Below are 18,140 nucleotides of genomic sequence, written 5' to 3'. Positions count from 1 at the left end.
TTGGCTCAACTATTTTTTGACATTTGTTGCTGATTTTACAGCCCAAATGTACAGGGGTTTGTTACAATGATCCTCTATTTTAAACTGTTAAATGGGAAATTAACATGCTGTCTCGTTTGGTTCGACAAATATTACAAGCAACAGTCTACGATGTTGCAATCGAAACTCCACTCGAAGCGGCACCTCGAATTAGTGAGAAACTCAATAACAACATTCGTTTTAAACGTGAAGACTTACAACCAGTCTTTTCATTTAAGCTACGCGGTGCCTATAACCGCATTAGCCAACTTCCTAGAGCTCAACTTGAACGTGGCGTGATTACTGCATCTGCTGGCAACCATGCCCAAGGCGTAGCACTGTCAGGTAAAAAACTCGGGATTCGTGCCATTATTGTGATGCCGAAAACCACCCCAGATATTAAAGTTCAGGCGGTCAAACGCTTAGGCGGTGAAGTGGTTCTCCACGGCGACTCTTTTGATGTTGCCAACAAATACGCGATTCAACGTGCCGCAGAAGACGGTATGAGTTTTATTCCACCCTATGACGATGAACTGGTCATGGCAGGTCAAGGTACGATTGGCAATGAAATTTTGCGTCAATGGCGCGATGTCGACTATGTCTTCGTCGCTGTTGGTGGCGGCGGTTTAATTGCTGGTGTAGCAGCCTACTTAGGCGATGTTGCACCACATGTCAAAGTCATTCCTGTTGAATATGACGAATCTGCTTGTTTAAAAGCCGCATTTGAAGCAGGTGAACGTGTTGTACTGCCTCAAGTCGGTCTATTTGCTGATGGTACTGCGGTAGCACAGATTGGTGAAAAACCATTTGAAGTGATTCAACTCCAAAAGTCGGATAACTCAGGTCCGATCGTTGAGTGTGAAGTGGTTTTAGTCAATACCGATGAAATTTGTGCCGCCATTAAAGACACCTATGATGAGTGTCGTAGCATCGTTGAACCATCAGGTGCAATGGCCTTGGCAGGGATTAAAAAATATATTGAAAAACACGAGCTGATTGGGCAAAACATCGTCTCAATTGTATGTGGTGCCAACATGAACTTTGACCGTTTACGTTATATTGCAGAACGTACTGAATTAGGTGAACGTAAAGAAGCTATTTTTGCTGTGACCATTCCAGAGAAAAAAGGTTCATTCCTGAATTTCTGCCGAGCACTACAAGGTCGTAATATCACCGAGTTTAACTACCGTGCGAGCGATGCCAGTGCAGCGCAAGTCTTTGTCGGCATTAGCTTAAAAGGCGGTGAAAAAGAGCGTCACGATATTTTTGAAGCACTCAAAACTCAGTTCGATGTCGATGACTTATCTGATGATGAAGTGGCAAAACTGCATATTCGCTACCTAATTGGTGGGCATGCAGACCTTGAAAACGAGCGTTTGTTCCGTGTTGAGTTCCCTGAACGTCCAGGTGCGCTATTAATGTTCCTCGAACGCCTTGGCCCTACGCATAACATTACCCTATTCCACTACCGTAACCATGGTGCGGCGGAAGGTCGTGTCCTTGTTGGTTTAGAAGCAAGTGATGCGAAACAAAACCCAGATGGTTTGATTGAAACCTTAGAAAGTATTTCGTATCCATATGAAGAAATTACCAATAACCTAGGTTATCAACGTTTCTTAAAATAAAAGATTCAATACATACATAAAACCGCCCTTCGAGGCGGTTTTATTCTATGAGCTGTATCGGCTCTTCATCACCAAACGTGTGGTTATACGTAACAATAATTCTATCTATCAGCTCATCATTATGCGGTACCAACAGCCAATAGGGGTTCTCCCGCTCGATAACCAGTAAACTGAGTTCATAAGGCTCAATAAAAATTTTAATGTGGTTAAAAATAACATCAAAACTAAATTCAAAATCATAACCATGCATGTCTGAGGTTTCTTCTTCCTCACTCTCATACATTTGATAAAAAGACGCCATATCATCATTGATTTGGTTTTTCAGCTCGTCTAAGTCAATACCTAACTGTTGGAGTCGATGGCATTCATCAATACCATTTTGTCGAAAATCATCGAGTTCTATTTTTTGAATGTTTGAATAATAGCTATTCAACCAACGTACAAAGTGCTCGAACTCATCTTGTTCTTCTGGAATTGCGGTATCATTCAATTCTGGAAACGCGATCCTGAGGGATTCATACAGTGTCTTCCGCATTTATATACTCCTTTGGATGAGTGATATATTGGTATAAGGCAAAGCGCGGTTGATCGAAAAAAGCGTGTCTGTATAAAGATGACATCTTGTGAAATTTGGCACAACATTCGTTAACAATCGACGTATAAAAAAATTTAAAGGAAAGATGACATGGCACAATTTGCAGTGATTGGTTTAGGAAGCTTTGGAGCCACAGTTGCAACTCAACTCATTGAACTGGGACATGATGTCATTGGTATCGATAGTGAAAAAAAATATGTTGAAAATATTTCTGAGCAGGTGACCCATGCTGTCATCGCCGACGCAACAGATGAACATGTCCTCGATGAATTAAATATTAAAAACTGCGATGCCGTGGTGGTCGCAATTGGTGAAAATATTGAAGCCAGTATTTTGTGTGTGCTGCACCTCAAAAATATTGGGGTTGAAAAAATTTGGGTCAAAGCCAAATCAAAGTCGCACCATATGATTTTAAGCCATTTAGGGATTAGTAAAATTATTCACCCTGAAGAGGACATGGGCGTACGGATTGCGCAGTCTTTATGCTACCCCATGGTCAGTCGCTATATGGCGCTTGAAGATAACCACTATATTGTCAAAATTGAAATTGATGAAAAACTACAAGGGACTCGCTTCCGCCAATTGATGGATCAAGCACCTGATGTGAAAACATTACTCCATAAACGTGGCAAAGACGTTTTGTACAGCATTGACCCCAATTTAATTTTACAAGTGGGTGATATTCTAGTTGTTGAAGGTTTACTCGAAACATTACGTCGTCTTTCAGCACGGTTCAAATCATGAAAAAAGTCAAAGAATGGCAAACCCCCAAAAACAGCACCATTAATTTAAGCCCGCCCAGCCTGCTGGCTTTGGGTTTTTTGAGCTTTATTATTATTGGGACTCTATTATTAAAGTTACCCATTTCACACTACGGTGAACTCAGTTGGATTAACTCTTTGTTCACCGCCAGCTCAGCAGTCACCATTACCGGACTGTCTGTGGTGAATGTCGGTGAAACTTTTACCGTAACAGGTAAAATCATCATCATGCTGCTAATTCAAATTGGTGGCTTAGGCTTTATGACTTTTGCAATTTTAGCCGCACTGAGTCTGTCGACCAAACTCGGTTTAAAGCAACAAATCATGGCGCAAGAGACCATTGGTCAAACCAGCTTATCCAAAGTATCCTTCACCATTAAAGGTGTACTGCTATATTCCTTATTTTTTGAGGCGATCGGCACGGTTATTTTGACCATTGCATGGTTAGAGGATTACAACTTCAATCAAGCTCTGTTTTATGCGGCTTTTTATAGTGTATCCGCATTTAACAATGGTGGCTTTTCACTATTTCCCAACAGTCTAATGAGCTTCTCGGGTCAGTATCTCATTACCTTTACCATCAGTATGTTATACATCATTGGTGGGACAGGTTTTGTGGTATTAATGGACATTAAACGCAGCAAACGTTGGAAAGGCTTAAGTACCAATAGCAAACTGATTTTATCAACCATTGCAGGTTTGAACCTGATTGCTTTTGTTCTTTTATGGGCAATTGAATCGAACAACCCCCTCACCTTAGCGCCAATGAGCTTAGGTGACCAAGCTTTAAATGCATGGTTCCATGCCACAGTGCCTCGTTCATCGGGTTTTAACAGCCTCGATTTGGCACAAATGAAAGATGCCTCGACCCTCGTCACCATGTTACTGATGTTCATTGGGGGCGGCTCGATGAGTACCGCGGGCGGGATTAAAGTAGGTACTTTTATTATTGTTTTACTCAGCGTGATTAGCTTCCTTAGACGTGAAGATGAAATTCGTGTGTTCAATCACTCTGTTTCTCAAAAAACCTCTTTTAAGGCAATGGCTGTCGTCTCTATTACCGCAGCACTTATTTTCTTAGGCATCTTTACTTTATCCTTAATCGAGCCTAATCATCAGTTTATGGATTTGTTATTTGAAGCCATTTCAGCCGCGTGTACAGTCGGTTTATCACGGGGCATCACCGGTGAACTTCAACCTGCAAGTTTATTTATTCTGATGCTCTTGATGTTTGCAGGTCGTTTAGGTCCTTTAACGCTAGCCTACCTGATTGCGACGCCAAAAAAGAGCCGTTTAAAACATCCAGCTGCCGATATTCAAATTGGTTAAAACACCTAACACTTAAACATAAAAAAACCACGTATCAAACGTGGTTTTTTTATGTTTCTAAATTAGTACCAATTCATTAAGGACACGCCCAAGCCCACATAAGTCGCTCGGTGGTTATAATCAATTAAGCTTTCGCCATAACCATCAAACAACTGGAAATGGCCACGCAACTTCCCTGAAATAGGAAAAGCCCAGTCAAACTGTGCAGCACCGCGCGCGTCATCGCCACCTTTTAAACTATGACGCAGCATGAGTGAAAAGTCATGTTCATTCCAACGGTAGAATGCTGTTAAGTCACCCCGTCCGATATAATCCTTAATATCCGGGTTATTATCATCACCTGCATCTTCATCTAGACGGTACCAAGGGCGCAGCATGAGCGCAAAGTTGTCTCTTTCAAACCCCACATTCAACATGACACGGTTCCAACTACGTGACAACGGATCGGAACGACCATTAGACTGATGGTTGAAAGTTAATCCCAGTAAGCGACCATTTAAACCCAACAGTTCATAATTGGTACGGAAAACCAAACTGGCTTCAGGCTCATAGTTCGTTTCACGGAACGGACGTGATTCATCACTATTATAAAGCTGCCAACGAGAAGACTGGGTATAACCTAACCAAACATCGCCATTGTCCCCAAATAGGTTTTCCACAGCTTTAGTTTTTAAAGACAGTTGGAATTTCGCTTCCATTGACTTTAGGTTCTGATCTTCATCCACCGTATTGGTCGGATTTGGACTTTGTGGAAATTCATTTTTATCTGTTGTCCAAAAACCAGGCATTAAATAGACAGGTTGATAGGCACGAATATTCCAAGTCCCCAGTTTACTTTCGGGTGAAAGCTCCCAACGACTATCCATTAAAGATAAATTTGGCGATATTTTAGGACCTTCAGAAGCGAAAACAGAGCTCACACTTTGTGTAATCTTCCCCGTGATATTTTCGGGTTCTGGCGCAATTTCCATAGCTGCACGTTGCTCAGAAACAATGCGCGGCTTTACTGCTTCAGGGATTTTAAATAATGCATCATAACAAGCCAAACGGTCTGCATTCGATGCCAATGCAACACATGCCTCGGCTGTTGCAGGAGCTGCAGGTACTTCGGAAATTTGTGCATGTGTTTTAGCGACACCCAAAGTACTGAGCACAGTCATGCTCAGTACTAAAGTTGAACGCTCAAATGATTTGAACGCCATACGACCCTCTTATTGTTTTACTGAACTTGTTGAATACTAAAACCTAACTCAATTAAAGTATCACGCTTCGCCATAGGTGCAACCACGGCTTTCGTTGGTTTTTGTTCAAGCAAGTATTGTACCGCCACACGTTGCAAGTCCTCTAAACTCACAGCCAAAAGACGGCTACGTAACTGCTTACGGAAGGCTAGTGTACGTGCATGTAAAAGTGCATAACATGCCGTAATCGCTTCACCCGCTGGTGAACCTGGTTTGTCCATACCAGCAATCAAACCTAAAATTGCTTCCTCAAGCTGATGTGGCTTTTGCTCAGTATTTAGCAACCATTGCACACTGGCTTCAAAGTCATTGAAGGTTTCAGCCAAACGCGGGTCACGGTAACTATAGAAGCGGAATGAGCATGCGTTGCCATCATAGCTTGCACCACCACCATAAGCCCCACCTTTTTCACGAATTGCACTGTGTAAGAAACCATTACGCAAGTACGCTGCCAGCACCATCAGCGGTGCAGCATCTGGATGTGACACCTCAACGGCTTGATAAGCTGATGAGCAGAATTGAACATTGGCTTGAATTAGCCATGCTTCATCAGCATCGGTATCGATCTGCTCTGTAGCTTTTAAAGTCACAGTTTGTTCAGGAATGGTTAACTTGTCCCACACATTTTGAACTTCTTCAACCAAACGGTCTGAATGATGTTCTTCACACACCAGTAAGAACTGTTTTGGTGCTTGTAAAAGTTTCAAATGAATCGCTTTTAATTCATTGATCAAATCATCATAAGCTGCTGCATCTTTTTCAATACGGCTGACTAGATCGCCTAACCAGTTTAATGCACCCAAGCCCGTGTTGTGATAATCACGTTTTGCTAAAGCACTGTGGTTACGTCCCGCAATTTGCATGGCATAACTGTGGCCTGAACCTGAAAGACGAGATGCCCAACGTGTTTTACGTTGTTGCAATAACTCAACAATGCGATCTTTTTCGTCAAAACGGAGTTGTTCAAATGCCAATTTCAACAAAGCAATACTGTCAAAATTACTCACCAACGATTTTGTGGTCAGCGTTAACCATGCACTGATTTGATTTTTGTCATTCACTTGAGAACGTAAAGAGGCGCCCATACCTAAACCACCACTCACCGCAGTTTGCAGTTGTTGTAGTTCTAGATAGTCATACTGACCTGCACCGACTTCACCCATCAAAATAGATAGCAAGTTAAAGTATGGCGATTGCACTACATCTTGCGGAATCTGAATCAGCACTTGGTTGTAGTAAATACCATTCGTACCCGCATGATAAAGATTCAACGGATAATCGATACGATTTGAGATAATCTCGCGCAACTGCCCTTGTACAATTTGCAGTTCAGCAGGCACATCTTCCAAGCCCACTTTTGGCAAAAGATTAAGGTCATCTGGGGTATCTTGACGGACTTTGAGTGCTTCAGTTTGTGCTTCAATTTCTGCTTTTTCAGCTTCTGTTAGCTGCGCACCAATTTCGGTTAAACGTGCTTTTTCTGCCGCCGCTTCCACCGCAGATTTATTGGCATCAGGCACCAAAGTCATTTGTACACGGTGCGGGTTATCAATCAAATAGGTTTTGATTAAGTTTGACAACCACATTGGATCTTTCAGTTCTTCTTTTACCGCAGCAATGGCTGAGTCCACATCCCATACAGTGACTGGGTCGCTGTGGTGAATCGCACTGCCCAAACCATTTAAAATCAGGCTTAGACCATAAGGCATGCCATCGCCATTGATTTCACGTTGGTGCAATTCAATTTGATGTAAAATCGCATCGACCATATTTCGATCGACAGGTTTTGAAGCGACATCTTCTAAAACCTTAAACACACCTGCTTTAAACTCAGCTGTATGTTCAGGGTTTGAACCCTGTACGCCACAGTAGAAGGTCATTTCGTAGTTTGAATCATCTACCCCCATAATCGGGCCAGTAGACTGTGCATAACCACACGTTTCTAAATAATGACGTAATGGAGAAGCCGAGTCTTCTAACAGTACACCTTCTACAAGGCGCATACCTAAGCGTAGTTTGATCTCGCTGGCTTTAGGCAATAACCACGAAATAATGTGATAAGTTTTGTCTTTTAAATCTTCCGCATCTACCGCATAGGTTTCAGTCACTTCTAGTGGCGCAGTCAAACGGCGCTCTTCTTTAGAGAATAGCGTTTCACCTTTTGAAAACTTGGCCAAGGCTAAAGTTTCAAACTGCTCTTGTAGATTGTAAGCAGGTTCATTACCAAAGGTCATGAAAACTGCGTTACTTGGGTGATAATGCGACTTATAGAAATCCACCAACTCAGGGTAAGTCAAGTCTGGAATATCTTTAGGGTCGCCACCTGAGTTGTAGTGATAAGTGGTTTCAGGGAATAAGTGATGCGCTAACTGATGATACAACTGGTCTGAAGGCGAACTCATTGCCCCTTTCATTTCGTTGAAAACCACACCTTTATAAACAGGCTCACCGTTTTCAAGCTCAATGCGGATTCCTTCTTGGGCAAAATCCAGCGGATTCAAATTGGCTGCAAAAGCCGCATCTAAATATACTTCAAGTAAATTTTGGAAATCTTTTTTATTCTGAGTCGCAAATGGATACGCTGTCCAGTCCGCCGCAGTAAAGGCGTTCATAAAAGTATTCAATGAACGACGAATCATTAAAAAGAACGGATCGCGAACAGGAAATTTTTCCGAACCGCACAGTGCTGTGTGCTCTAAAATATGTGCTTCGCCTTTTGAATCCATAGGTTGGGTGCGAAATGCAACCAAGAAGACATTTTCATCATGATTGGTGGCCAAGTGATAATGCACTGCCCCAGTGACTTTATGTTTATATTCAGACACTAAAATGTCTAAAGCTTCAACATGGTGTTGACGTACCAACTGAAACGCAGGATGTACAGTTTGAGAAATGGTTTCAGTGACATCTACAGTCATGTGATCTCCTAACAATAATTAATACACTGCCTGCATTATAGCTTTAGTTGTCAAAAGATTTCACGCTGAAAACCCGAGTAATTTGCTGGAAATTTGAAAAGCATCTCACTGCTTTCCAAATTTCAGTCTTTTTGAGGGAAGCGTTCTCAAAAAGTAAAACTAGATGAGATATTTAAAATAATTATAGTTCGGGTGATTTTCCACAAAAACATAGTTTTGCTTTTGATAAAAACTGGCTGCGGATAAATCTGCGGTATTTAAACACAGTGCAGAAAAGTTTGGACGCGCACATTTTTCTAGATGCGCCAACAACTGACGACCCACACCGCTCTTACGGTATTTAGGGTGCACATAAAAACGACGTACGCGCCCAATACGCGCCTCGATTTCATTTTCACCCCATTGTTGATTTAAACCGCCACAGGCAATCAATTGGTCTTGATCATAGGCCAATAACAACACTTCACCCTTTTGATCAAAACGATTTTTTCCACTTTGATATTCTTCGATCAAGCGGGTCAACGGTTCATATCCTTCTTTTGCTGCATGTTGTGCCAAAGCTTGTATTTGAGGAGGTAATTGTTCTGCCGCTTGAATTAAAATTTCCATCTAAACTTCCTTGAATATGAGCAAAGCCATTTCACTACATTTGCCACGTAAATAAAATGAATTTTCCTCAACAAACTACAGCAATCTTGAGCATTGGTGTAAAATGTCGCTTTATTTTCAATACGTGACGAAAAAAGACATGGCAACTGTTGATCTTTTTGCAATTGGTAATGCACTAATCGACCAAGAATTTAAAGTCTCTGACGACTTCCTTATTCAACAACATTTGCAAAAAGGCACTATGCAGTTAACTGATGGTGAAACACAAGCAGATCTTTATAAAAAATTAAAAGAAACACAAACCTATAAAGGTCAAGCTTCAGGTGGTTCAGCAGCCAACACTACCGTTGCCTTTAGTGCCTTGGGTGGTTCAGCATTTTATGCATGCCGCGTGGGTAATGATGAGCTAGGGCAAACTTACCTCAACGGCTTACACGAAGCAGGCATTAAAAACACTGAAAAATCAATCAGTGAAGGCGTAACGGGCACGTGTATGGTTCTAGTCAGTGGAGACTCTGAACGTACTATGCATACCTATTTAGGTATTACAGCCGAGTTAACTGAACAACAGATTGACTTTGAACCCTTAAAAACAGCGAAATGGCTCTATATCGAAGGTTATCTTTCTACCAGCGATAGCGCACGTTTAGCTGTTAAGCAGGCGCGTGAAATTGCCAAAGCTCATGGTGTTAAAATTGCATTAACCCTATCTGACCCTGCGATGGTGCAATATGCGCGTCATGGTCTAGATGAAATGATTGCAGATGGTGTGGACTTATTGTTCTGTAACCAACAAGAAGCCATGATGTACACTGAAACTGAAACAGTTGAGGCGGCTTTAGCAAAACTTAAAACACTGAGCCAGCATGTGGTGATTACACTTTCGGCGGAAGGTGCACTTATTTCAAATGCACAGGAAACATTTAGTGTTGAAGGTCGTAAAGTACACGCTATTGATGCCAATGGTGCAGGTGATGCCTTTGCTGGTGCTTTCCTTTATGCCGTGAATGCGGGCTTAGGCTTACATACAGCTGCGCAACTTGCGATTTTGATTTCAAGTGAAGTAGTGTCTCAGTTTGGTCCTCGTTTAGATGTGGCAGATTACGCTGAATTGTTCCATCAACTGCAAAAGGAATGTGCATGATGCAAAAAATTTGCATGACGGAAGACATCCCAGAACGCGAAGCGCGTTCTTTTGAAACACCTAAAGGGGATACGATTTTTATCACTCAACGTGACGGTGCCTTCTTTGCTTACCAAAACATTTGCCCGCATTTGCAAGTTGAACTTGAATTTTTAGAAAATCAGTTCTTAGACCGCGACCAAGAATTTATTGAATGTTCGACCCATGGTGCACTGTTTATGGTTGAAACAGGTGAATGCATTTCTGGCCCATGCCAAGGCGAAGCACTTGAAAAAGTAGCGATTACCGTGCATTCTGACGGTGGGATTTATCTCACAGAAGAATAATGAAATTGGACGTTCACCATGTATGAGTTGCTACATCACCCTGACTTGATGCTCTTTCATTTCAGCTTATTGACTTTAGTCATACTCAGCATGGTGGAAACCTTAGGCTACTTTTTTAAATCCCGCCCAAGTCATTTCCTCAAAAGGCTCTCGCCGCAAAAACTGACTGAATCTCCACTGCTGGACGTTAAGTTTTCTAAAGTGCTGATTGTCGTTTTTCTCTTACTTAATTTTAGTGTTGCAGGTTATTTCCTTCAGTTCTGCATCTATGCCAAAGAACAAGCGTTTACTTCGGCTTACTATCTAATCTTGCCTGCGCTAATTATTGCAATTTTCTTTACCGTTTTTATGATCCACTGTTTGGATCAAGTTATTAAACCCAGACCAGATAAAAAGCAAACCAACTTACTGGGTCGTCTGGCGACCATCTCCAGCGGGAATGCACGCCCCGGTTTTTCGGCTCAAGCTCGCGTTCGCGATGAATATGGTCAGCTACACTATGTGCAAGTTGAGCCTGAGTTTGGTGAGCTTGAGTTTCAATCACAAATTATTCTCATTCGTCTAAAAAAGTCGCATTACATAGCAAAGAAAATTTCAAAATCCAATCAACTGTTTAGCGGCGAAAGTACGCGCTAAACAAGCACCCCATCTGATCCCATTTCAACGCTGTACGTCTTTATGAGCAAGCTTATCCTTTGCCATGGCTACTGCGTCAGCCTCCAACAAATGCCTCACAACGCGCTGTTTAAATCGAACCCTTGCCTCATCTTCTTGCTCAATCTTTTCAAAGCAATCTTTCATTTACAATCCAGCTTTCTGGATTCTAAGAAAATTTACCCAGAATAAGCTCAGGATGAGAATTTTACTCCCCGCCTCTGCCTTCAAGCTTAGATGACACAATAAAAGACTTTTTAAATATTAATTCGATTTTTAATTCCTAATTTCCTTGTGGTATATGCAACAGATCAAATCATCCATGATTCATATCCGTTAAAATCCATCATTTAAAAGCCCTATCACTTTTATATTCTTAAGACGAATTATCAATAAAATAACGATGAACGTTAAATATAAGCGTTTTAGTCGGATTTAAAATAAATATATACAAGTATTTTAGTCAGGTATTTAAATATAAACATAAGTAATTTGGTCAACTTTAAAATACAAAAATATTAGTTTATTTTTCATCACATCATTATTTTAAGTATATGTATTTAAACAACTTAATAATATATTTTTTATTTAAGTTTAAAGACTATTTATCTTTTGTATGTTTTTGTTTAATAATATAAAGCAAGTTAAAAAATAGGCTTTGTGAAATGAGCTTAGTCCCCAAAAATCTCAATCAAAAAGTCACCAGAGAGATTGTGGCCATTTTAATCATTAAGGTGATTATTTTAATGGTCATTAAGAACATCTGGTTTGACGCCCCGACTATTCCTAAAAATTTTGACAATCAAGTTGCTGAGCGTATTGCAGGCAATCCATCCCCAATCAAGGAGACACGTTGATGATATCTGAAAGCGTGGTCGATCTTTCGCGGTTCCAGTTCGCTATGACCGCGATGTATCACTTTATTTTTGTTCCACTTACACTGGGGCTTGCCTTTATTCTTGCCATTATGGAAACCACCTATGTGATTTCAGGTAAAGAAATTTATAAAGACATGACCAAGTTTTGGGGGAAACTCTTCGGTATTAACTTCGCTTTAGGGGTCACTACTGGCTTAACCATGGAGTTCCAGTTCGGGACTAACTGGGCATATTACTCACACTATGTGGGGGATATTTTCGGTGCTCCATTAGCCATTGAAGGATTAATGGCATTCTTCTTAGAATCGACATTCATCGGTCTGTTCTTCTTTGGATGGGATCGCTTATCCAAAGTGCAGCACTTATGTGTGACATGGCTGGTTGCACTCGGTTCTAATATGTCTGCCTTATGGATTTTGGTTGCAAATGGTTGGATGCAAAACCCTGTCGGTTCTGTCTTTAACTATGAAACCATGCGCATGGAACTGGTAGATTTTGGTGCTCTCATTTTTAACCCAGTTGCACAGGTAAAATTTGTACATACCGTGTCTGCGGGTTATGTGACAGGTGCTATTTTCGTCCTTGCTATTTCAAGCTACTACTTACTGAAAAAACGCGATATTCCGTTTGCGCGTCGTTCATTTGCCATTGCCGCAATTTTTGGTTTAGCTTCAACACTTTCAGTGATTTTACTGGGCGATGAGTCAGGTTATGAACTCGGTGATGTTCAAAAAACTAAACTCGCGGCCATTGAAGCAGAATGGGATACTCACCCTGCACCTGCACCCTTTACTTTGTTTGGTATTCCAAATAAAGAAACCATGACTACAGATTATGCAGTGAAAATTCCATATGTGATGGGTCTTATTGCAACACGTTCTTTAGACAAAGAAGTGACTGGTATTAAAGATTTGATCGTACAGCACGAAGATCGTATTCGTAACGGTATGGTGGCTTACTCACAACTGGAAAAACTACGCGCAGGTGATACTTCTCCAGAGCTAAAAGCTGCCTTTGCTGAAACTCAAAAAGACTTGGGTTATGGCTTACTGCTGAAAAAATACACACCAAATGTAGTTGATGCATCTGAAGATCAAATTAAATCTGCTGCAAAAGACACGATTCCGCACGTACCAAGCTTATTCTGGGCATTCCGCGCCATGGTTGTATCTGGTTTCCTTATGCTGCTGTTATTTGCTCTAGCAACCTTTGCTGTGGCAAAACGCAATGCAGAAAACAAACCATGGTTACTGAAGTTCGCGCTTTTCGCTCTCCCTCTGCCATGGATTGCTGCACAAACAGGTTGGTATGTTGCAGAAGTAGGTCGTCAGCCGTGGACGATTGGTGAAGTTCTACCTACACACTTGTCAGCATCGAGCTTAAGCACAGGTGATGTGTGGGGTTCTATCGCTGCCTTAGCTGCGTTCTATACCGTTCTTTTGATCATTGAAATGTATTTAATGATCAAATTCTCACGTCTTGGTCCAAGTTCGCTTCACACTGGTAAATACCATTTTGAAAAACTTGAAGCAGCTCGTAATGAGGAGACTCAAGCATGATCGAATATGAATTACTCAAAATCATTTGGTGGGTTTTAGTCGGTGTCTTGCTGATTGGCTTTGCCCTCACCGATGGCTTCGATATGGGCTCTATGGCGATCATGCCATTTGTGGGCAAAACAGATGAAGAACGCCGTGCGGCCATCAACACCATTGCTCCGCACTGGGACGGTAACCAAGTTTGGTTCATTACTGCTGGCGGCGCATTGTTTGCCGCATGGCCAATGGTTTATGCAACAGCATTCTCAGGCATGTATTGGGCGCTACTGTTGGTACTGTTTGCCCTATTCTTACGACCTGTAGGTTTTGACTACCGCTCTAAACTGCAAAATACCAAATGGCGTACGTCATGGGACTGGGGTTTAGCAGTCGGTGGTGCTGTGCCTGCACTGGTCTTCGGTGTGGCTTTTGGGAACATGTTCTTAGGCGTGCCATTTAGCTTAGATGATACAGTCCGTTCAACTTATACAGGGAGCTTCTTTGCTCTACTCAACCCATTTGCTTTAGTCTGCGGCCTAGTTAGCTTATCAATGCTGTGTGCACACGGCGGTGCATGGCTCATGCTTCGTACCGATGGTGACTTACGCAGACGCTCAGCACAAGCAACGAAACTTATGGGCATTGCTTATCTCATCTGTTTCTTAGGCGCTGGTGCTTGGTTGTACTTTGGTGGAATCGAAGGTTATACCTTAGTCACTCCATTTGATACCAACGGTGTTGCTAACCCATTGGCAAAAGAAGTGTTGACCAATGCCAACCATGGCTGGATGAACAACTACTCGACTTACCCAATTACCATGATTGCGCCTATCGCAGGTATCTTAGGTGGTTTGATTGTGGTGCTTGCAGCAAGCAAAAACAAAGCGGGCTTTAGCTTCTTAGGTTCGAGTTTAGCGGTCGTGGGTGCAATTTTAACTGCTGGTTTTGCGCTGTTCCCATTCTTAATGCCATCAAGCATTCAACCTGTTGCAAGCTTGACCATGTGGGATGCAGTTTCAAGTAAAACGACGTTAACTGTAATGACAGTTGCAGCATGTATCTTTGTCCCACTCATTTTGTGCTATACCACTTGGTGTTACTACAAAATGTGGGGTGTTATTACCAACACACACATTAAAGAGAATTCACACAGCCTTTACTAAGGCTTGTGTCTAAGGAGATCAAATTATGTGGTATTTTGCATGGATTCTCGGCATTTTGATGGCTTGCTTTGCAGGTGTACTCAGTGCTTTGTATATCGAACATCATCAAGACCTTGATGAGGAATAAACCATGACAGACGTTGCTATGGAAAACCAAACTGTAGATAAAAAGCCGAACAAATTTGCGATGCTAATTTCCTGCCTATTGGCCTTTCCACTTGCAGCGGTGTTGTTAGTGCATCCTGCTGCTATGTTGGATGACAATGGTCACTATAGTCACAGTGCACTGATGTATATCATGATTGGTATCTCAGGCGGCTTTATCCACGGCGTCGGGTTCGTGCCACGCCACTGGATTTGGAAATGGCTGTTTAGCCCGTTTCTATCGTGGCCACTGATGATCTGGGGTTATTACACTTGGTTCTTCAGTTAAATAAAAAAGCCCTCATTTACTGAGGGCTTTTTTATGGTCCGCTATTCGTGGATTCTACATTTCAGCCATGACGCCAATAATGCCATTAATAATCATATCTACCGCAATGGTTCCAATCAGTAAGGCCGACAGTCGTCCGACAATATCAACATAACGGTCAATATATTTGGCATGCTTATAACGCAAATGGTCATGCGCAAATTTCATTAAAATCATCAAACCACAGGTCAACGCCAAAGTCAGGAAAATAATCATGGCTGCGCCGCTGATTGGCAGTGCCATACCTGTCACCACAGCAGCACTGATGGTTCCTGGGCCAATCATAAAAGGCATGGCAATGGTTCCTGCCAAATGCTCAGGCGCACCACGCATTTCACCAATGGTATCTGCCCCCTGAAACACGTAACGATAACCAATCACCAAGAAGATCAGACCACCAAATATTTGAAAGGCTTCAAAGCGTACATTTAAATATTTACTAAAAATCGCTTCTCCACCCCATGCAAACAGCATAAATACTATAAAGGCAATGAGACAGCCCTGAATCAAGGCCTTATTAAACACTTTAGCTTCGGAGTTCCGAATCATGCCAATCATGTAAATACTCATTAAAAACGGATTCAGCAATGAGAAAAACAAAGCAAAAGCATGTAAATATGAGGTCAACATGGTTCCTCCTAATTATCCTTGAGGGTCTGGAAATAAGGGACGATTCCCTGGACTGATTCGATTGATATGTAAGAAGGTCATGTGACGCTCATAACGATCCAGCACATCATTAATCACTTGCTCTTTGGTATAACCAACAAGGTCGTTGCCTTGAGAACCTTCATACAAATAAGTTTCAAGACGGTAGTAGAAGCGTTTACCTAGTTTGCCACGCTCACTAAAGGTCGGTGCGATATAACGTACTGGCCAAATTTGATAGACAAAGTTTTGTTCTTCTTCCAAATGTATCATCAAATCTAAATGATACAGATTAGGATCTTCTTCTAGCGCACTCTCTTGAACACTGATGTCGATACCTCGTTTTTGCATTTCCTCTGCAACCGCCATCACAGCCGGTCGGCAGATGTCATCGAGCATACGCCGAGTATCAGTTGTTCCTGGATGGTGCATGACTCGGGACAAACGTTTTTTCCAGTTGAGGATGTCGACATTGCCCACCACGGGTGCGGCATTTAAACTGCTACTGGCTTGTCGGTAGTCTTCTAACCGCAGTGATTTATACAATCCTGCCATCACCAAGAACATCACAAAACTAAACGGCAACCCCATAATGATTGTGGCGTTTTGTAGTGCCGTTACTCCGTTAGCCATCAACATTGCAAGGGTTAATAAACCAATGGCTATAGCCCAAAACACGCTCAACCATCGCGGTGCATCATGGTCGACATTGGTAAATTGAGTGGTGAAATTTCCCAATACCAGCGCACCAGAGTCCGCCGAGGTCACATAAAATAGTAAACCAGTAATTGTGGCTACCCCTGCAATAAAGGGAAACCATGGATACTGTGCTAGCAAGTCATAAAAACCATGTGCAGGATTTGCAATGACACTCTGTGCAAGGGCTAAATTACCATCAAAAATCACACTATGTAGTGCACTATTTCCAAATATTGATAACCACGTGAGTGTGAAAAATAAAGGAATAATGAGCGTTCCGCTAACAAACTCACGAATGGTTCGACCACGTGAAATCCGTGCTAAAAACAAACCTACAAATGGTGACCAAGCCACCCACCATGCCCAAAAGAACAATGTCCAACTGTTCATCCATTCTTTTGGTTGTTGAAAGGCAAAACTTTCCAAAGTCATACTTGGAAAACGGTTAATGTAGTCCCCAATATTTTGCACAAAAGCATTCAGTAAAAATTCGGTATTGCCTAAAAACAAAATAAACAGCATCAACCCGACAGAAACATAAATATTGATCTCGGAGAGAACTCGCAGTCCCTTATTCACCCCTGAAGTCACTGAAATAATGGTCATTCCCACCGCAACCACAATTAATGCGGTTTGCATCCAGAGGTTTTCGGGTAAATCGAACAACACATGTAAGCCATAGTTCAGCTGTACTACCCCGATCCCGCAGGTCGTGGCAATACCAAAAATAGTCCCGATGACCGCAGCGGTATCAACACTATGACCGATCGGCCCATGAATCTTATTGCCAAAGATCGGATATAAAGCAGAGCGAATGGTCAGTGGTAAGTTATAGCGATAACTAAAATACCCTAATGCCATGCCAATCAAGGCATACATACACCATCCAGTTAGACCATAGTGAAATAGCGTCCACACCATGCCTTGACGTGCAGCTTCTAAGGTCTGCCCCTCACCCACAGGTGGATGCATATAGTGGGATAAAGGTTCCGCCACCGAGAAGAACATTAAATCGATGCCGATCCCAGCTGAGAACAACATTGCAGACCAACTTAAAAGACTAAATTCAGGTTTGGAATGTTTGGGGCCTAATTTGATGTTGCCGTAGCGAGAACAGGCAATAAAAATGACAAAGACCATATACAAAGTCGCTGCGAGTAAGTAATACCAACTAAAAGTTGAACTCACCCACGCCAAGACTGTATTTAAGGTTCGGTTGGCAAAGTCATTAAACAAAATGGTGGTAATAGAAAAAATTAAAATAATGAGAGCTGAAATATAAAAGACCACACCATTTAAACGGTCTTTAGGCGCTAATGTTTGATCATCAACTGCTCTTGGATTATCTGTCGCCATACAATCCTCAAGAAAGTAAATAAAAAAAGACAAAAGCCAATTTTTAAACTTCTCGTGGTCGAGAGCTTAAAAATCGACTAACGAAAACGACAGTATTTTTATCAGAAATAAAAACGCTATCTTCTTTAAACCTGAAGGTTTAAATCATTTATGCGGTGCATTTGCT

General features: G+C 41.8%; 17 protein-coding genes. 11 read left to right on the top strand and 6 right to left on the bottom strand.

Annotation, left to right across the window (positions count from 1 at the left end):
- The first annotated feature begins 104 nt into the window (after positions 1 to 104).
- Positions 105 to 1,643 carry a threonine ammonia-lyase, biosynthetic gene (gene ilvA / locus KVY11_RS05670; protein WP_218288380.1) on the top strand — a complete coding sequence of 513 codons (1,539 nt, stop codon included), beginning with the start codon at positions 105 to 107 and terminating at the stop codon, positions 1,641 to 1,643.
- A 40-nt stretch (positions 1,644 to 1,683) separates the two neighbouring features.
- Here ilvA and KVY11_RS05665 read toward each other — a convergent pair whose 3' ends face one another.
- Complete coding sequence (locus KVY11_RS05665) at positions 1,684 to 2,178, bottom strand: hypothetical protein (RefSeq protein WP_218288379.1); 495 nt, start codon at positions 2,176 to 2,178, stop codon at positions 1,684 to 1,686.
- A gap of 150 nt (positions 2,179 to 2,328) precedes the next feature.
- Between KVY11_RS05665 and KVY11_RS05660 the strand changes: the two genes are divergently transcribed.
- Together KVY11_RS05660 and KVY11_RS05655 are read left to right on the top strand one after the other, a co-directional pair.
- Positions 2,329 to 2,982, top strand: a complete 654-nt coding sequence (locus tag KVY11_RS05660; RefSeq protein ID WP_168158807.1) for a TrkA family potassium uptake protein — start codon at positions 2,329 to 2,331, stop codon at positions 2,980 to 2,982.
- Positions 2,979 to 4,328, top strand: a complete 1,350-nt coding sequence (locus tag KVY11_RS05655; protein WP_218288378.1) for a TrkH family potassium uptake protein — start codon at positions 2,979 to 2,981, stop codon at positions 4,326 to 4,328. The genes KVY11_RS05660 and KVY11_RS05655 overlap by 4 nt, the downstream gene beginning before the upstream one ends.
- 62 nt (positions 4,329 to 4,390) lie before the next feature.
- Here the strand turns inward: KVY11_RS05655 and KVY11_RS05650 are convergent, their stop codons facing one another.
- The 3 genes from KVY11_RS05650 to KVY11_RS05640 form a co-directional block, all read right to left on the bottom strand.
- Positions 4,391 to 5,530 carry a phospholipase A gene (locus KVY11_RS05650; protein WP_168158809.1) on the bottom strand — a complete coding sequence of 380 codons (1,140 nt, stop codon included), beginning with the start codon at positions 5,528 to 5,530 and terminating at the stop codon, positions 4,391 to 4,393.
- A 17-nt stretch (positions 5,531 to 5,547) separates the two neighbouring features.
- Complete coding sequence (locus tag KVY11_RS05645; protein ID WP_218288377.1) at positions 5,548 to 8,487, bottom strand: insulinase family protein; 2,940 nt, start codon at positions 8,485 to 8,487, stop codon at positions 5,548 to 5,550.
- A gap of 159 nt (positions 8,488 to 8,646) precedes the next feature.
- Positions 8,647 to 9,096, bottom strand: a complete 450-nt coding sequence (locus KVY11_RS05640; protein WP_058869792.1) for a GNAT family N-acetyltransferase — start codon at positions 9,094 to 9,096, stop codon at positions 8,647 to 8,649.
- 139 nt (positions 9,097 to 9,235) lie between these two features.
- Here KVY11_RS05640 and KVY11_RS05635 point away from each other — a divergent pair, with 139 nt between their 5' ends.
- The 8 genes from KVY11_RS05635 to KVY11_RS05600 all read left to right on the top strand — a co-directional run bounded on the left by KVY11_RS05635 (position 9,236) and on the right by KVY11_RS05600 (position 15,232).
- The gene (locus KVY11_RS05635; protein WP_218288504.1) at positions 9,236 to 10,240 is read left to right on the top strand and encodes an adenosine kinase; all 1,005 of its coding nucleotides are present in this window, start codon (positions 9,236 to 9,238) and stop codon (positions 10,238 to 10,240) included.
- 14 nt (positions 10,241 to 10,254) lie between these two features.
- Positions 10,255 to 10,566, top strand: coding sequence for a Rieske (2Fe-2S) protein (locus tag KVY11_RS05630; RefSeq protein ID WP_010326961.1), 312 nt, complete (start codon positions 10,255 to 10,257; stop codon positions 10,564 to 10,566).
- Between the two features lie 18 nt (positions 10,567 to 10,584).
- Positions 10,585 to 11,202 carry an OB-fold-containig protein gene (locus KVY11_RS05625; RefSeq protein ID WP_010326962.1) on the top strand — a complete coding sequence of 206 codons (618 nt, stop codon included), beginning with the start codon at positions 10,585 to 10,587 and terminating at the stop codon, positions 11,200 to 11,202.
- Positions 11,203 to 11,885: 683 nt separating this feature from the next.
- The gene (cydP, locus tag KVY11_RS05620) at positions 11,886 to 12,077 is read left to right on the top strand and encodes a cytochrome oxidase putative small subunit CydP (RefSeq protein WP_004696660.1); all 192 of its coding nucleotides are present in this window, start codon (positions 11,886 to 11,888) and stop codon (positions 12,075 to 12,077) included.
- Positions 12,077 to 13,657, top strand: coding sequence for a cytochrome ubiquinol oxidase subunit I (locus KVY11_RS05615; RefSeq protein ID WP_004696658.1), 1,581 nt, complete (start codon positions 12,077 to 12,079; stop codon positions 13,655 to 13,657). The genes cydP and KVY11_RS05615 overlap by 1 nt, the downstream gene beginning before the upstream one ends.
- Positions 13,654 to 14,799, top strand: a complete 1,146-nt coding sequence (gene cydB, locus KVY11_RS05610) for a cytochrome d ubiquinol oxidase subunit II (RefSeq protein ID WP_062033169.1) — start codon at positions 13,654 to 13,656, stop codon at positions 14,797 to 14,799. Before KVY11_RS05615 ends, cydB begins: the two co-directional genes overlap by 4 nt.
- A gap of 25 nt (positions 14,800 to 14,824) precedes the next feature.
- A complete protein-coding gene (gene cydX, locus KVY11_RS05605) occupies positions 14,825 to 14,926 on the top strand; it encodes a cytochrome bd-I oxidase subunit CydX (RefSeq protein ID WP_002120988.1) in 102 nt (33 codons plus the stop codon).
- A gap of 3 nt (positions 14,927 to 14,929) precedes the next feature.
- Positions 14,930 to 15,232 carry a cyd operon YbgE family protein gene (locus KVY11_RS05600; RefSeq protein ID WP_004696655.1) on the top strand — a complete coding sequence of 101 codons (303 nt, stop codon included), beginning with the start codon at positions 14,930 to 14,932 and terminating at the stop codon, positions 15,230 to 15,232.
- A 54-nt stretch (positions 15,233 to 15,286) separates the two neighbouring features.
- Here the strand turns inward: KVY11_RS05600 and KVY11_RS05595 are convergent, their stop codons facing one another.
- Together KVY11_RS05595 and KVY11_RS05590 are read right to left on the bottom strand one after the other, a co-directional pair.
- Complete coding sequence (locus tag KVY11_RS05595; protein WP_004981851.1) at positions 15,287 to 15,901, bottom strand: MarC family protein; 615 nt, start codon at positions 15,899 to 15,901, stop codon at positions 15,287 to 15,289.
- 12 nt (positions 15,902 to 15,913) lie between these two features.
- Positions 15,914 to 17,974: a choline transporter gene (locus KVY11_RS05590; RefSeq protein WP_218288376.1), complete on the bottom strand. Its 2,061-nt coding sequence runs from the start codon at positions 17,972 to 17,974 to the stop codon at positions 15,914 to 15,916.
- Between the last annotated feature and the right edge of the window lie 166 nt (positions 17,975 to 18,140).

The organism is Acinetobacter sp. CWB-G5 (genome assembly GCF_019209785.1).
Classification (GTDB): Bacteria; Pseudomonadota; Gammaproteobacteria; order Pseudomonadales; family Moraxellaceae; genus Acinetobacter; species Acinetobacter johnsonii.
Note: the sequence above shows the minus strand (reverse complement) of the source record. Positions and strands in the feature narration are given on the sequence as shown.